12 protein-coding genes are annotated in these 16003 nt (G+C 72.8%); 2 read left to right on the top strand and 10 right to left on the bottom strand.

Going from position 1 to position 16003, the window contains the following annotated elements:
- Positions 1-14: 14 nt before the first annotated feature.
- Genes ADK67_RS28720 through ADK67_RS54805 form a run of 3 tightly spaced genes read right to left on the bottom strand, consistent with a single transcriptional unit; the run spans position 15 to position 4913 of the window.
- Positions 15-2267, bottom strand: coding sequence for a tetratricopeptide repeat protein (locus tag ADK67_RS28720; protein ID WP_157620908.1), 2253 nt, complete (start codon positions 2265-2267; stop codon positions 15-17).
- Positions 2268-2296: 29 nt separating this feature from the next.
- Entirely contained in the window at positions 2297-2671 is a 375-nt protein-coding gene (locus tag ADK67_RS28715) for a hypothetical protein (RefSeq protein WP_157620907.1), read from the bottom strand.
- A gap of 40 nt (positions 2672-2711) precedes the next feature.
- Complete coding sequence (locus tag ADK67_RS54805) at positions 2712-4913, bottom strand: M20/M25/M40 family metallo-hydrolase (protein WP_053719654.1); 2202 nt, start codon at positions 4911-4913, stop codon at positions 2712-2714.
- A gap of 66 nt (positions 4914-4979) precedes the next feature.
- On the opposite strand from ADK67_RS54805, the gene ADK67_RS28705 reads away from it, so the two are divergent.
- The gene (locus ADK67_RS28705) at positions 4980-5924 is read left to right on the top strand and encodes a GNAT family N-acetyltransferase (protein WP_053719653.1); all 945 of its coding nucleotides are present in this window, start codon (positions 4980-4982) and stop codon (positions 5922-5924) included.
- A gap of 59 nt (positions 5925-5983) precedes the next feature.
- On the opposite strand, the gene ADK67_RS28700 is transcribed toward ADK67_RS28705, so the two are convergent.
- Positions 5984-7570 carry a serine/threonine-protein kinase gene (locus ADK67_RS28700; RefSeq protein WP_053719652.1) on the bottom strand — a complete coding sequence of 529 codons (1587 nt, stop codon included), beginning with the start codon at positions 7568-7570 and terminating at the stop codon, positions 5984-5986.
- Between the two features lie 246 nt (positions 7571-7816).
- Positions 7817-9112 (bottom strand): CoA transferase, encoded by a 1296-nt coding sequence (locus tag ADK67_RS28695; RefSeq protein ID WP_197289660.1) that lies wholly within the window; start codon positions 9110-9112, stop codon positions 7817-7819.
- A gap of 62 nt (positions 9113-9174) precedes the next feature.
- On the opposite strand from ADK67_RS28695, the gene ADK67_RS28690 reads away from it, so the two are divergent.
- A complete protein-coding gene (locus tag ADK67_RS28690; RefSeq protein ID WP_053719651.1) occupies positions 9175-10344 on the top strand; it encodes a cytochrome P450 in 1170 nt (389 codons plus the stop codon).
- A 347-nt stretch (positions 10345-10691) separates the two neighbouring features.
- Here the strand turns inward: ADK67_RS28690 and ADK67_RS28685 are convergent, their stop codons facing one another.
- From ADK67_RS28685 to ADK67_RS28665, 5 genes are all read right to left on the bottom strand, one after another.
- Positions 10692-11696, bottom strand: coding sequence for a sugar phosphate isomerase/epimerase family protein (locus ADK67_RS28685; protein ID WP_053719650.1), 1005 nt, complete (start codon positions 11694-11696; stop codon positions 10692-10694).
- A complete protein-coding gene (locus tag ADK67_RS28680; protein ID WP_053719649.1) occupies positions 11693-12838 on the bottom strand; it encodes a Gfo/Idh/MocA family protein in 1146 nt (381 codons plus the stop codon). The genes ADK67_RS28685 and ADK67_RS28680 overlap by 4 nt, the downstream gene beginning before the upstream one ends.
- A gap of 141 nt (positions 12839-12979) precedes the next feature.
- On the bottom strand, positions 12980-14173 hold the full coding sequence (locus tag ADK67_RS28675; protein ID WP_053719648.1) for an ROK family protein: 1194 nt from the start codon (positions 14171-14173) through the stop codon (positions 12980-12982).
- 249 nt (positions 14174-14422) lie between these two features.
- Positions 14423-15628: an ROK family transcriptional regulator gene (locus ADK67_RS28670; RefSeq protein WP_053719647.1), complete on the bottom strand. Its 1206-nt coding sequence runs from the start codon at positions 15626-15628 to the stop codon at positions 14423-14425.
- A gap of 9 nt (positions 15629-15637) precedes the next feature.
- Positions 15638-15874, bottom strand: a complete 237-nt coding sequence (locus ADK67_RS28665) for a DUF6939 family protein (protein WP_197289659.1) — start codon at positions 15872-15874, stop codon at positions 15638-15640.
- Between the last annotated feature and the right edge of the window lie 129 nt (positions 15875-16003).

Below are 16003 nucleotides of genomic sequence, written 5' to 3'. Positions count from 1 at the left end.
GCGCGTCGCGACGGTCAGCCCTTCCTGACGGCGTCGAGATTCGTGCGGACCGCGACCGCGACGGGGTGGTCCGCACTCAGCAGTCGCGAGCAGTCCGCGGCAAGCGGAGCCAGCAGCAGGATCGCCCGTCTCCGGTCACCTGCGGCGGCGTAGGCGTTCGCCAGGTTGTTCCGCGCCACCAAGCTGTTCAGGTGATTCGGCCCGAGCACCCGCGCGCAGTCGGCCGCGACGGATTCGGACAGCGGAATCGCCTTCCTCGAGTCGCCGGCCAACGCATGGGTATCGGCGAGGTCATTGCGTGACTGCAACGTATCGGGGTGGTCGGACCCGAGCACGCGGGTGAAATCGGCGACCGCGGCTTCGTACAGGGTGATCGCCCGCACCGGATCGCCCGCCGCCTTGCACGCTCCGGCAAGCCACATCCGCACGCTCAACGTGTCCGGGTGGTCGGGGCCCAGGACTCTGGCGTGGTCGGCGAGGGTCGCTTCGTACAGGCGGATGGCCCGCACCGGGTTGCCCGCCGCCCGGTACAGGTCGGCCAGGCTGTTCCGGGCGTTGAGAGTGTTCGGGTGATCGGGTCCCAACACCCTGGCGTAGTCGGCCAGAGTGGCCTTGTGCAGGCGGGCGGCCCGCACCAGTTCACCCATCGACTTGAGCACGTTCGCCCAGTTGTGCTTCGAGTTGAGCGTGTCCGGGTGATCGGACCCCAGCACTTCGATCCGGTCGGCGAGGACTGCCTCGTAGAGGCCGGCCGCCCGTCCCAGGTCGTCCAACGCGTGCAGGGCGTGGGCGAGGTTGTGCCGTGAGTTCAGCGTCGCGGGATGCGTCGGTCCCAACACTCTGACGCGGTCGGCCACGACTGCCTCGTGCAGGGCCATCGCCCGGGTCGGATCTCCGGCCGTGTGGTAGGCGTTCGCCAGGTTGTTCCGCGCGGTCAGCGTGGCCGGGTGGTCGGGACCCCACAGTCGGGCACGGTCGGCGACAGCCGTCTCCAGCGTGGGGATCGCCCGGTCGAGGTCACCCGCGGACTTGTAGGCGTTGGCCAGGTTGTTGCGCAGCACCTGCGTGCTCTGGTGGTCGGGGCCGTACGTCCTGAGGTGCTCGGCGGCGGCGGACTCGAGCAGCGGGATCGCACGGCGGAAGTCGCCTGCCGCCCAGTACGCGCCGGCGAGGCCGGTGCGGGCGCCCAGCGTGGTCGAGTGATCGGGGCCGTGGAGTTGTTCGAATCCCTGATCAGCGTGGGCGAGGTAGGTGACGGCGGTGGAGTGGTCGCCTTGTCCGATGACGTAGAGGCCGACGAGGTTCAGGAGCAGGTACAGGTCCTCGGTCCCGGCACCCGAGGGCGTGCGGTCGAACAACGCGCGCACGTGCGACTGGATCGCCGCATAGATCGGCCACGAGGGCGGGTCGCGGGGGTCGAGCCCTTCGACGGCGCGCACGAGCGCGGTGGTGGCGGTGTCGCGGGCGGCGGCGATGTCCTCGGCGCGGCGACGCGGATCGGCCGGGTCGGGTGTGCGGGCCACGGCCTGCACCAGCCGATGGACGTTGATCGTGTCCGCGGTGAGGGTGATCATGCTGTACGCGGCCAGTCGGCCCATCGCCTCGATCAGGTCGAGTTCGGCGAAGACGCCGAACAGGACGGCACGAGGCACGTCCTCGGACGCGTACCACGCCAGCACCCGCAGCAACCGTTCGGCGTCGGCGGTGTCGGCGAGGCGATCCAGGGTCACGTGCCAGAGCCGGGCCATCGTCCGCTGGACCTGCCCGCCCTCCACGGTCGTGGTGAACATCCGAGCCGGGAACCGTGCCAGCAAGTCCTGGTAGAACCGTGGTGTGATGCGTGACTGGGCGATGTAGGCGGCGGCTTGGTCGATGGCCAGCGGCAGCCATCCCAGCTCCTCGCACAACCGGTGGACGCCCTCCAGGTCCGCGTCGGGCCACTCGAGCCGGACGACGTCGGCCATCAGCTCAACGGCCTCGTCGGCGGGCAGCACGTCGAGGCCGATCGGGTCGGCGACGCCCCGCCAGCCGCTGCCGCGTCGGCTGGTGATCACGACCACGCCCGTGCGCACCCGCGCCAGCAGTCCTGCCGCGTCGGCCGGGCTGGTGAGGTTGTCCAGGACGAGCAGCCACCCGGTGTGGGTGGTCAGCCATCGGATGTCCATCTCGGTGCGCTGTTCCAGAGGCAGTTCCGCGACCTGCGGCACGACCGCCACGGCGAGGTCGGCCAAGCCCAAGTCGATCGCGGCCTTCGAATCGGCCGTCACCCACCACGTCGGCGAGAAACGCGTCGCGTTCAGCCGGCAGAACCAACCGACCAGGGTGCTCTTGCCCACTCCCCGAGGCCGTGGACCGCCACCACGGCAGCCCCACCCGAACCGGTCACCGCCTCATCCAGCAGGGCCAGCTCCCCCGACCTGCCGACGAACACGGCCGACAGCACGGGGATCCGGCCCAGGCCCGGGGGCGCGGGCACCGACGCCATGTCGGGTGCACCAGCGCCGATCACCACATTGCCGTGCACCGTGAAGTCCCTGGCGGATTGGAGCACCGCCGATCGGTCCGAGGCACTCCCGGACAGGGTGATCCCGGCCTCGTCGCCCTCGTTGCCCCTGCCCACCCGATCCGCCCGTTCCCGCGAGCCGAGCCCCGATCGCCCGACGACCCGCACACCGCCGCTCCGCTGCCATGGTCGCACGGCCGACGAACGGTCAGAGCCGGAACGCGGCGCGCACCACGGCGGCGTCGAACGGCCGGCTGCCGGACTGGACCGGCATGGCGTCCGCGGGGCGTGCGCCGACCAGGGCCGACGCCTCGGCGGGCAGCCCGGCCCAGTGGTCGGCCACGGCGACGTCCAGCGGTGCGCCGGGGTCCAGTTCGCAGGTGATCTCACGGCTGGACGGGCCGTACAGGTCCAGCGTCGTGCCGGGGAAGTCCGTGGCGCCGACCCGGCAGGCCGCCCGACCCGGCGCGGACAGCGTCACGGTCGTCCGCCACGCCCGCGCGTGCGGCGTGACCCGGAACGTCACCGTCCGCACGGCCGCATCGGCGGAGGCCACCAGGGCGGCGGTGGGTGTGGGCAGGCGCAGGTCGGGGGCGTCGGCGCGCATCATCGGCTTGTCCAGCACCGGGTACGGCAGCGTCACCCGTTCCGGGGCCTCCCCCAGCACTCGGGACGTCCACGCGTCGGGCGCGGGGTCGGCGGAGAGCCAGCTCGCGCCGCCCGTGTCCTGCAGGTAGATCAGCGAGTCGGGCCGCGGCTCGTCCGGCGCGAAGCCGAACCGCACGGCGCCCACCGCGATCAGCGCCACCGCGACCGCCGCCACGCCGACCGCCGGCAGCCAGGAGCGGGACAACGGCACGAGCAACGGCAGCAGCAGCACGCCCGCCAGCACCGCGAACACGACCGCCACCGCGCTCAACGGCATGCCCAGCGCGATCATCATGGTGCCGACCAACGGCGGGAAGATCGCGGCGGCCACCAGCGGCGGGAGGAAGGTCAGCCGGGGTGTCCACAGCGCGGGCAGGCCGGCCAGCAGCGTCCACTGGAACAGGAAGCTCGCGCCCGGCACCGCCAGCACGGACGCCGCCAGCAGCACGGCCGTCACCACCAGCGCCCCGGCGACCACCTCGGCCGGCGACCACCGCCGCACCACCCGCGCCGCCGCGACCAGCACCGCCGCCCCGAGCAGGCAGAACCCGGCGACGAACCAGCCACGCTCGGGCGGCTCCGACAACGCCAGGAAACCCAACCCCGGCCGCACGACCGCCACCAGCGCCCACACCCCGAACGCCACCGCGCCCGCCACGACGGCCGCGCCGACCGCCACCCCGGCCACCGCGACCACGCCACGCCACCGCAGCCGTCCACTTCGGACACCCAGGACCAGCGACAAGGCCAACGCCGCCACCGTCAGCGCGGCCAGCACCACCGCGAACCACGTCGGGTAGCGCACCAGCACCCGGGAGAACAGGTCGAAGTACACCGCGTCGCCGTCACCGGCCCGCAGGTCGCGGTCACCCAGCGCCCGCACGAGCCCCACCATCGTCTCGCCGTGGTGCTGCAGGCTCCCCCGGTCCAACCGCTCCAGGTCGTCGTAAGGCGAGTGGTAGTCGTCAACGTGCTCGATGAACGCGCTGTTCAACCCCCGCGCGCCCGCCTCCTGGAACACGGTGAAGTCGCTGTAGTTCGGCATCCGCCGGTAGACCTCGTAGGCGAACGAGTTCGCGATCGGCCTGCTGCTCGCCTCCCCGAACGCCGACACGAACGCCGCGTTGTCGTCACCCGTCTGGAACATCCACACCGGCCCGCCGCTGCCCCGCGCCTCCCAGTTCAGCACCGCGCCCACGCCGTCGACCCCGTTGCGCCGCACGTACGCCTCCGCGCCGAGCGCCCCGACCTCCTCGCCGTCGGTGAACAGGAACACCACGTCGTTGCGCACGCCACCGGTGGTCAACGCGCGCAACGTCTCCAGCATCGCCGCGACCGCCGCGCCGTCGTCGGCCGCGCCCGGTCCGGTCGGCACCGAGTCGTAGTGCGCGACCAGCAGCAACGCCTTGCCGCCGCTCACCGCCGGGTCCGTGCCGCGCACGCGCGCGACGACGTTGTGCGCGGTGGCCACGCGAACGCCCCGCCACGGCCGGACCACGTCGTCGGACTCCACGGTCACGTCCGCGCCGAGGCCGCGTGCGGTGTCGGCGATGTAGGCGCGGACGCGCTCGTTGTCCGCCGAACCGATCGGGTGCGGCCGTTGGGCGATGGCGGCGAGGTGCCGTTCGGCGCGTCCGGCGGCGAACTCGCCGGGCGGCGCGTCCGCCACTGGCGCGGGCGGTCGGAACGCCAGCACGGCCAGCGCGCCCACCCCGGCGATCACCATGAGCAGGACCAACACCCGCCGGGCGCCCTCGACCATCCCGAGACCCTAGCCCGGCGGAAACCCGATCGACAGGTCCCGGAAACGCGGCGCACCATGTGCGCCATGGACGCCCTTCCCGCCGGTCACACCGTCCGGCCGCCCCGCGCCGACGACGCCGAGCTGATCCTCGGCCTGGTGCACGCCTGCACCACGGCGGTCATCGGGTTCGCCGACTACACGCTCGACGACATGCGGGACGAGCTGGCCCGGCCCGGTTTCGACCTGGAGCGCGACGCGTGGCTGGTGCTGGACGCGGCGGGCGCGCCGGTCGGGTACGCGACCGCGAACGGCAAGGGCGGCAGCGACGAGGTCGACGTCGAGGTGGTGACGCAGGACCCGGCGCTGGCGGACTGGCTGTTCACCAGGGTGCTCGACCGCGCCCGTGAGATCGGGCGGGCCGGTGGGCACGACAAGGTCACCGTCGACCACGGCGTCTACCGGGACGACGTGGTGCTGCGGGCGCAGGTGGCGGCGCTGGGGTTCGAGGTCGCGACCACGTTCCACCGGATGCGGATCGACCACGTGGGCGCCGTGCCTCTGCCCGCTCCGGCGCCGGGGCTCGTGCTGCGGCAGGCCGTGGACGAGGACGTGCGGCGGGTCGTGCACGAGGTGTTGAACGCGTCGTTCGCCGGGCACTTCGGGTTCGTGCCGAAGACCTACGGGGAGTGGTACGAGCGGCAGGAGCGCAAGTCGACCTTCGACTGGTCAGGGCTGTGGCTGGCGGAGCTGGACGGGCGGCCGGCCGGGTTCCTGGAGCGCACCGACCAGTTCGCCGCCGACGAGAACTGCGGCTACGTCAGCTACTTGGGCGTGTCGGCCGAGGCGCGGGGTCGCGGGGTGGCGAAGCACCTGCTGGGGCACGCGTTCCACCTGGACGCGTCCGACGGGCGGGTGGGCACGATCCTGCACGTCGACTCGAACAACCCGACGCCCGCGCTCGGCCTCTACGAGTCGGTCGGGATGCGGCCGGTGCTGGTGATCGACGTGTGGCGCGGCCGGTTCGCGTGACCGGCGCCGCGCCACCCGTCGTCGGCGGCTGGGCGTGCTGTCGGCTGGGCGTACTGCGGCTAGGCGTTCTGCTGGCCGTCGATCGCCCACTGCCCGTTGACCTTGACCAGCGTGTACAGGTGCTGCTCGGTCGTGGTGCCACCGGATTTGAACGTGTACGACACGGTGGCCGACACCTGCTGCGGCCCGACCGCCTGCACGTTGGTCACGGTCACCGCGCTCATCTGGCCCCAAAAGCCCTGGTAGGAGGCGAAGGACGGCGACTTGGCGGCCTTGAAGCCGTCGGTGAGGCGGCCGTAGGCGGTTTCCAGGTTGCCCGGCAGCAGGCCGTAGTACTCCTGCAACGCCTGGTCGGGGCCGATCTCGACGGGTGGTGGCTCGGACGTGGTGGTCGTCGGCTCCGGTGTCGTCGTGATGGTGGTCGTGGTCGGCTGGGCGTCGTCGGTGGTCTGGGCGGGCTGGGTTCCGGCGGGAGCGTCGGACGTCGGCTGGACGGCGGTCTCGCTGGTGGTGCCCGACCCGGCCGACGGCGAGCGGTCACCACCCCGGTTGACCAGGTACGCCACCACGGCGATGGCGATCAGGGCCACGACGGCGAGCGCGACGAGCGCCTTGCGGTCGCCTCGCTTCTCCTCGTTCGGCGGCGGGGCCGGCGAGGTCGGCGCGACCTGGGGCGTCACGGCGGTCGGCGTCGGCTGCGGAGGGGTCTGCTGCGGTGGGCTTTGCTGCGGAGGGGTCTGCGGGTTCGCCGGTTCGGGCGTGGGCACGGCGGGCGCGGGCTCGGCCACCGGTTCGAGGGGCGAGGCCAGGATCGCGGTCGGCGGCGGGGACGGCGGTGTCGAGCCGTCGAACCGCACGTCACGCAGCATGTCGGCCGCTTCGGCCATGGTCGGCCGGGTCTCCGGGTTGGAGTCGAGCAGGCGCATCAGCACCGGCGCCAGCGGTCCGGCGTTGCGCGGCGGCGGGAACCGGCCGTCGGCGACCCGGTGCAGCAGGGCGATGGTGTTGCCGTCCACGCCGAACGGCGGCGTGCCCTCCAGTGCCGCGTAGAGCGTCGCGCCCAGCGCGAACACGTCGGCCGGGAACTCGCCCTTGCCGCCGCGCGCCACCTCCGGCGCCAGGTAGGCGGGCGTGCCGACGAGCATCCCGGACGCGGTGACGGTCGCCTCGTCGGTCGCGCGCGAGGTGCCGAAGTCGGTGACCTTGACCGTGCCGAACTCGGTGACCAGCACGTTGCCCGGCTTCACGTCCCGGTGCGTGACGCCCGCCTTGTGCGCGGCGGCCAACCCGTCGGCCAACTGCACGCCCAGCCGGGCCACCTCGTCGGGCGGCAGGGTGCCGCGTTCGGTCATCACGGTCGCCAGGCTGCGCGACGGCAGGTACTCCATGATCAGCCACGGGTGGCCGTCGTACTCGACCACGTCGTACAGCGCGATCACGTTGGGGTGCGACAGGCGGGCCGCGATGCGCCCCTCCCGGATCGCGCGGTCGATCGACTCCTGGTCGAACCCGGTGCGGGACAGCAGTTCCTTCACCGCGACGATGCGGCGCAGCCGCTGGTCCTCGGCCCGCCACACCACCCCCATCCCGCCCGTGCCGATCCGCTCGGTCAGCCGATACCGGCCTGCGATAGTGCGGTCCACCACCCGTGCTCCCAACGTCGCCCGCACGTCCGGCGACGGGGGTACCCGATCGGGTTACCCCTCGAACGTGCGTTTCAGTCGTAACACTTCCAGTGGTCGTTTGTCCCTTCACCACGCGGGTCCACAACGCAGGTGAGCCGCGCGCCACCGAACCGCCGGCGGACCCGTCCCGCGGGGTTTACCGGCGGGAGTCCTCTGTGGACCGCGCGGCAGGCTGCTGGCGGCCGCCGGCCTCGACGAGGCTCCGTGTCAGCGCCACCGCGGTTCGTCGGTGCCCCAGAGGGTTGGCGGGTGGTCCCACGTTCCGTGGTCGGCGAGTGGCGGGCGGGCGTGGCGGAGGGTGCCGTAGGGCGACGGGGTCTCGACCAGCCACGGGTCCGGGTCGTAGGCGCCGTGGACGGGCGAGGGTCGGATGTCGTGCAGGAGCCAGGACGCGGTGCCGGCCAGTGACAGCTTGATGTGCCTGCCCCGCGGTTGGGTGAGGGCGAGGAGGACGGCGGCGGCGAGCAGGTAGCCGGTGCCGTGGTCGAGGGCTTGGGCGGGCAGCGCGCCGGGTGTGCCGTCGGTGCTCTCGACGGCGGCGATACCGCTGGCCGCCTGGACCAGGCTGTCGAACCCGCGCCGATCGGCCCAGTCGCCGGTGTGGCCCCACGCGGTCAGGTGGGCGACGACCAGGTCGGGGCGTTGCGCGTGCAGCGCTTCCGGGCTCACGCCGTGGCGGTCGAGGGCACCCGGTCGGTAGCCGGTGACGACGACGTCGGCGTGGTCGAGGAGGTCGTCGAACGTGCGCCGGTCGTGCCGGGTGGCGAGGTCGAGCAGCGTGGAGCGCTTGCCCATGCCGGTGTCCGCGTGCACGTCGGGGTCTTCGGGCAGGTGGGGTGGGTCGACGCGGAGGACGTCGGCGCCGAGGAACGCGAGGGTGCGGGTGGCGACCGGGCCGGCGATGACCCTGGTGAGGTCGAGGACGCGGACGCCTTCGGCGGGGCGGGACGCCGGTGGGAGGACGCGTTTCGCGGCGTCGGTGGGGCGCGTTTCGACCAGGGGACGGCGGGTCGGGTCGGGTTCGGCGGCGACCGCGACGGCCAGGCCGCCCGCGGCGTAGACGGTTTCCTGGACTTCCACGGCCTCGCAGGTGGCCAGTTCGCGGGCCAGGGCGGCGGGGTCGTCGGCGATGCCCAGGGCTTCGAGCAGGCGTTTCCGGTGGTGCGGGTAGTTGGCGTGGGTGCGGACCCAGCCGTCGGCGGTGCGCCAGAACCCGGACAGCGGCGCGAACGTGGCGCCCGCGCGGCCGTTGACGCGGAGGTGGCGTTCGCTGGTGAACGCCGTGGCGACGGCGGCTTCGCGCACCGTCACCGGGGGGATGGCGGTGTGGTCGCGGGCAGCTTTCAGCTCGGCGGCGGCGAGTGCGCACACGCCGACGGTGGCTCGGGCCAGGTCCCGGACGGGCAGCCGGGCGCTGAGCACGTCGCCCGCGGGGGTGTGGTCGAGGGTCAGGTCGGGTCGGCCGCCGAGGGCCGCCCAGGCGTGCGCTGTCGCGGGGTCCACGGGTGAAGTGTGCGTCTTTTCGGGCTCTTGGGTGGTGGGTGGCGGCTATAAGGTCGATCACCATGGACTACCCGATCGCGCGTCGTCCGGGGTTCGACCCGCCGGCGGAGTTCGCGTCGTTGCGGGCGGAGGCGCCGGTGTGCCCGGTGTCGTTGCGGCACGGCCAGCGGGCGCACTTGGTGACGCGGTACGACGACGTGCGGGCGGTGCTGCGTGATCACGGCCGGTTCTCGTCGGATCCGAGCACGCCGGGCTTCCCGCAGCTGCGGCCGGTGGTGGATCGCAAGGCGGCGCCGGGCAGCTTCCTCGTCACCGATCCGCCCGAGCACACCCGGTATCGCCGGCTGGTGACGGGCGAGTTCACCGTGCGCCGAATGGAAGCGCTGCAATTCGACGTGCAACGGATCACGCGGAAACGCTTGGCCGCGTTGCGCTCGGGACCGCGGCCGGCGGACCTGGTGACGGCGTTCGCGCTGCCCGTGCCGTCGGACGTGATCTGCCTGCTGCTCGGCGTGCCGGTGTCGGACCAGGAGTTCTTCTCGACCCGGAGCCGCGCCCACCTGGACCGGTCGTTGTCGGCCGAGCAGGTGCAGGCGGCGTTGGACGAGCTGCACGAGTACCTGGCGGACCTGATCCGCGCACGCCGCCTGGCGCCGCGGGACGACCTGATCAGCCGCTTGGTGCGGGAGCCGGGGTTGAGCGACGAGGAGGCGGTCGGGATGACCGTGCTGCTGCTCGTCGGCGGGCACGAGACGACCGCGAACTCGATCGCGCTGTCCGTGCTGGCCCTGCAACGCGACCGGTCGCGGTGGGAGGCGCTGGTCGCTGCGCCCGACCTGGTCGGGAACGCGGTGGAGGAGCTGCTGCGGTTCTTGAGCCCCGTGCACCACGGGGTGGTGCGCGCGGTGGCGGGTGAGGCGACGGTCGGCGGCACGGCGCTCGCGGCGGGCGAGGGCGTGATCGCGTCCCTGTTCGCCGCGAACCGCGACCCGGCCGCGTTCCCCGACCCGGACCGCCTCGACCTGCACCGGGACGCGCGGGCCCACCTCGCGTTCGGCAGCGGGGTGCACCAGTGCGTCGGGCAGCTGTTGGCGCGCCTGGAGATGCGCGTCGCCCTGCGGGCGTTGGTGACCGAGCTGCCGGACCTGCGACTGGCCGTGCCGTTCGAGGAGGTCGAGTTCAAGTTCGACGCCCCGATCTACGGCCTCCGCTCGCTGCCGGTCACCTGGTAGCCGCCGTCCCCGCCGGATCCGGGTTCGGCCGGATGGGTTCGGCAGGCTCGGAGGTCCGCCGGGGCTGGGTCATTCGAGGCGGCGGGTGGTCGAGGCGGTCGGTGGTCGAGGCTGGGTGGTCGAGGCTGGGTGGTCGAGGTGTGTCCGCTGGTTTTCAACCGAGGTGCGGTAACAGTGTTTCCGTACATTTTCGGGACATGATCACCCGATCGTGTTTGGGAGCGGCCGGTTGTGCAGCGGGCAGTCTGGTCGATCGGCGATCATGCCGCAACCGCACGGCACAGCAACCGCACGGCGCAGGCGGAGGTGATGGCGGCGCCCACCGGCGGGTGGGCGCCGGCCAAGGGTCAGTCGCCCGTGCTGAACGCGGCGTCGAAGGACGCGGTGGGTGGGTCGAACAGGTGCTTCCGGATGAACCCGACCGCCTCCTCCGCCCCGCGCAGCCGGTCCATGCCGGCGTCCTCCCACTCGACCGAGATCGGCCCGCTGTAGCCGATCGCGTTCAACGCCCGGAACGATTCCTCCCACGGCACGTCACCGTGCCCGGTCGACACGAAGTCCCACCCGCGGCGCGGGTTGGCCCACGCCAGGTGCGAGCCGAGGCGTCCGTTGCGGCCGTCGAAGCGCTTCTTCGTGTCCTTGCAGTCCACGTGGTAGATCCGGTCGGCGAAGTCCAGGATGAAACCGACCGGGTCCAGGTCCTGCCACACGAAGTGCGACGGGTCCCAGTTCAGCCCGAACGCGGGCCGGTTGTCGACCGCGTCCAGCGCCCGCCGCGTCGTCCAGTAGTCGTACGCGATCTCCGACGGGTGCACCTCGTGCGCGAACCGCACCCCCACCTCGTCGAACACGTCCAGGATCGGGTTCCACCGCCGCGCGAAGTCGGCGTACCCCTCATCGATCACGGCCTGCGACACGGGCGGGAACATCGCCACGTACTTCCAGATCGACGAACCCGTGAACCCGACGACCGTGTGCACACCCAACCGGGCCGCCGCACGCGCGGTGTCCGCCATTTCCGCGGCCGCACGTTGCCGCACACCCTCCGGCTCGCCGTCACCCCAGATCCGGGACGGCAGGATCGCCTGGTGCCGGAAGTCGATCGGGTCGTCGCACACGGCCTGCCCGACCAGGTGGTTGGAGATCGCGAACACGTCCAACCCGTACCGCGCCAGCATCGCGCGCTTCGCGGGCACGTAGTCGTCGTCCGCCAACGCCTTGTCCACCTCGAAGTGGTCGCCGCCGCAGGCGATCTCCAACCCGTCGTACCCCCACCCGGACGCGAGCCGGCACACCTCCTCGAACGGCAGGTCGGCCCACTGGCCGGTGAACAACGTGACCGGTCGGCTCATCGAACATCTCCAATCGTGGTCCACGTCGACTGCTGCCCGGCGCTTTCCTCCACCGCCGCCAGCACCCGCTGCACGCGCAGCCCGTCGGCGAAGCTCGGCGCCGGGTCGACTCCGCCGCCGATCGCCGTCAAGAAGTCCGCCGCCTCGTGCGTGAACGTGTGCTCGTAGCCGAGCAGGTGACCCGGCGGCCACCACGCGCCCACGTACGGGTGGTCGGCCTCGGTCACCAGGATCCGCCGGAACCCGGCCGCCGAGCCGTCGTCGGCCGAGTACACCGACAGCTCGTTCATCGCCTCGAAGTCGAACGCGAGGCTGCCGCGCGTGCCGTTGACCTCCAGCCGCATCGCGTTCTTGCGCCCCAACGCGTACCGGGTCGCCTCGAACGTGCCCAGCGCGCCGGACGAGAACCGGGCCAGGAACACGGCCGCGTCGTCCACCGTCACCTCGCCGACCCCGACGCCGTCCTCGTCGGGCCGCGAGCGGACGAACGTCTCGGTGGTGGCGCTGACGCCGGTGATCAGGTCGCCGGTGACGTACTGGGCGGCGTCCACGATGTGCGCGCCGAGGTCGCCCAACGCGCCCGAACCGGCCTTCTCCTTCCGCAGCCGCCACGTCATCGGCGACGCCGGGTCGGACAGCCAGTCCTGCAGGTACACCGCGCGCACGTGCCGGATCTCGCCGATGCGGCCTTCCGCCACCATCCTCCGGGCCAACGCGATCGCGGGCACCCGCCGGTAGTTGAACGCGACCATCGACCGGACGCCGCGCGTGGCGGCCTCCTCCGCGGCGGCGGCCATCGCCTCGGCCTCCGCGACGGTGTTGGCCAGCGGCTTCTCGCACAGCACGTGCTTGCCGGCGGCGAGCGCGGCGAGCGCGATCTCGGCGTGCGTGTCGCCGGGCGTGCAGATGTCGACGAGGCCGACGTCGTCCCGGGCGACGAGCGCGCGCCAGTCGGTCTCCGCGGCCGCCCAGCCGTACTTGGCCGCCGCGTCCTTGGTGCGCACCGGGTCACGTCCGCCGAGCACCGCCAGGCGGGGCGTCAGGGGCACGTCGAAGAACCGGTGGACGCTGCGCCAGGCGTGCGAGTGCACCGCGCCCATGAACGCGTGGCCGACCATGCCCACGCCGATCTCTTCCGTCATCAGCAGCCTTTCGCAGCAGTGTCGATCAAGCGGACCCCGGTCGGGAGTCGAAGCCGACGTCGAGGCACCGGTCGACGTCCACTTGGTCGAGGGCGCGCACGCCGGGGAACGCCTTGACGATGCCGGCCGTCCGGAGCGGGGTCACGCCGAGGCTCCTTCGGGTGAACCGCCCGTCTTCGGGCCGTCCTTGACGGGCACGACGGTCGGGTCGTCCAGCACGCGCCGTAACGCGGCGAGCGCCCCGCCCTTCCCGCCCGCGGCGAAACCGAGGGTGGAGGCGGTGACCCGGGTCCGACCCTGCTCCAGCGGCGCGACCAGCCAGTCCTGCAGGGCGGCGAAGTAGCCGCCGAGCACGATCTTCCCCGGGTTGAGCACGGTGACGAGGACCGAGAGGCCGGACGCCAGGGCGGCGGCCGTGCGGTGCAGCGCGTCGAGGGTGCGGGCGTCACCGCGTTCGGCGCGGGCGCGCACGATCGCCATGCGCTCGCCCGGCGCGAGTTCGGGGTCGTGCACCCGGTCGTGGCGCGGCGCGCAGGCGTGCAGGAACGCGTCCAGCCCCACCTGCGTCTCCCAGCAGCCACGCCGGCCGCACGCGCACAACGTGCTGCCGGTCGGGTCGAGCACGATGTGCCCGACCTCGCCCGCGCGGTTGTGCGCGCCGCGCACCAGCTCGCCGTCGGCGATCACGCCCGCGGCGACACTGTGGTCGCCGTTGAGGTAGACGAGGTGGTCGACCGGGTCGCTGTCGTGCTCGGCGCAGGCGGCGAGGTTGGCCTCGTGGTCGAGGTCGAACCGGCTGAGGGGCAGACCGGTGCGCGCGGCCAGGCCGTCGACCACGGCCACGTCGCGCCAGCGCAGCCGGGCGGCCGTGACGGTGCCCGCGGTGCGGTCGACGCGGCCCGGGACGGCGACCGTGATGCCCGCCCACTCCGCTTTCGGCACGTCCTTGAGGGCTTTGAGGGCGAGATCGGCGAGTCGGTCCAGGGCGTGCTCGGGCGCGCTGGTGTCGCAGCTCGTCTGGCGGCGCAGGCGGACGTCGCCGGTCAGGTCGGTGATGGTCGCGCCGAGGTGGCCGGGGTGGACGTCCAAGCCGATGCCGCACACCGCGCCGGGGCGCAGTTGGACCAGCCGGCCGGGCCTGCCCTGGGTGGTCGTGGTGCCCGCGGGTTCGGTGAGGCCGCGTTGTTCGAGGTCGGTCAGGAGCGGCGCGACGGTGGCCTTGGACAGGCCCGATCGGGTGGTGAGCTGGGTGCGGGAGAGGGGGCCGCGGGCGCGGAGCGTGCGCAGGAGGAGGGCGAGGTTGGCCTCACGCCTGCCTTCGGGCTGCGCTTGCATCGGTAACTCCGACTTCGGTGAGGGAGTCGATCGAACGGGGTGGTCCAGCTCACGTACCGGGGTGAGTTGCGGCAGATCGTGACACTTGGACGCGTGGCCTGACAAGAACTTGGCCTCTCTTTCGTCGATTCGTCGCAAAAGTCTGTCGGGTTTCGACGGAAGCCGCCGGTTGCTTTCGCGAATCGGGTGGTGTGGCAGGGCTGCGGCAGGCACGGCGCTCGGGGTGGCTCGGGGTGGCTCGGTGTCAGGTCAGCCGGCTGCGGAGAAGGCGCGGTCGGTGGCGGACCAGGCGGCGCCCGTCACGCCGGCCAGGTCGCCGAGTTCCGAGAGCACGATGGGCAGGTTCCCGGTGGCCAGGGGCAGGGAACGGCGGTAGACGGCGCTGCGCACCTCGGCCAGCAGGGAGTGCCCCAGCCGCGACACGCCGCCGCCGATGACGACCATCCCCGGGTTGAGGAAGCTGACCAGGGACGCGACCACGTGCCCGAGCCGCCTGCCGCCCTCGCGCACGAGGTTGGCCGCGGCGAAGTCGCCGGCCGAGGCGGCGGTGCCCACGTCCTCGGCGGTGAGCACGCCCTTGTCGTGCAGGGCGGTGGCCAGGGCGACGGAACGCCCGCTTCGCGCCAGCGTGGTGGCGTCACGGGCCAGCGCCGAGCCGCCGAAGTACGCCTCCAGGCAGCCGACCTCGCCGCACGCGCAGGCCGGGCCGAAGTCGTCCAGCCTGATGTGCCCGATGTCGCCCGCGGTGCCGGCGACGCCCCGGTAGACCTTCCCGCCGAGCACGATCCCGCAGCCGATGCCGGTGCCGACCTTGACGAAGATCAGGTCTTCCAGCGACCGGGCCACGCCCGCGTGGCGTTCGCCCAGCGCCATGGCGTTCACGTCGTTGTCGACCGTCACCGGGCAGCCCCACCGCCCCGCCAGCTCGTCGCGCACGGGATAGCGGTCCCAGCCGGGCATGATCGGCGGCGCGACCGGCATGCCGTCGCGGAAGCTCACCGGACCCGGCAGGCCGATGCCCGCGCCGATGAGCCGGCCCGACGCCTTGGCGTAGACGACGTCGGCCAGCTCGGCGACCCGGCTCAGCACCGGCGCCGGCCCGCTGCGCACGTCGCACTCCTCGCTGCGGCTCTCCAGCACCTCGCACCGGCCGTCCGTGACCGCGACCGTCACCGACGTCGCGCCCACGTCCACGCCGAGCACGCGCAGGTCGTCGGCCAGGTGGACAAGCGTCGACCGCCGCCCGCCCCGGCTGGCCGCCGGTCCACCGACCTGGACCAGGCCGACGTCCACCAGCCGTGCCAGCTCGGCGGTCAGCTTGGCCCGCGGCAGCTCCAGCCGCTCGCCCAGCGCGACCCGGGACATCGCGCCCTCGTCGCGGAGCAGGCCCAGCAGCTCGGACTGCCTGCCGGAAACCACCCGCGGCTGCCGGCCGCTGCCCGTCGCGCTGCTCATGGCACCAATTTACGGCCAGCGGTCCTCCAGGTGGGCGGCGATCAGCGCGGCGTGGGACAGCGGGGTCCGCAGATCCGCCACGTCGCCGTTCGTCGTGTAGTCGAGCAACACCACCTCCCCTCGGGCGCTCAACTCCTTCAGCTCGGCCACTTCCGCCTCGACCCGGTGCTCCAGGACCCAGCGATAGGTGGGCAGGTAGATGGCGCGCCGCGCGTCCTCGTAGGACAGCAGGCGCTCACCGGCCAACCCTTCGCGGTGGCCCCGGACCTGGCCTAATACTCCAGCCGCAGTTCGTGATGTTGTGTCTGTCTTCGCTGGTAGTGGGCTTGTTTGGCGCGGTGTTGGTGGCGTCTGCGCCAGTGGGACCAGCTCCAG

It is taken from the genome of Saccharothrix sp. NRRL B-16348 (assembly GCF_001280085.1).
GTDB lineage: Bacteria > Actinomycetota > Actinomycetes > Mycobacteriales > Pseudonocardiaceae > Actinosynnema.
The sequence above is the reverse complement of the archived record's forward strand: the minus strand, read 5'-3'. Positions and strand labels throughout refer to the sequence as shown.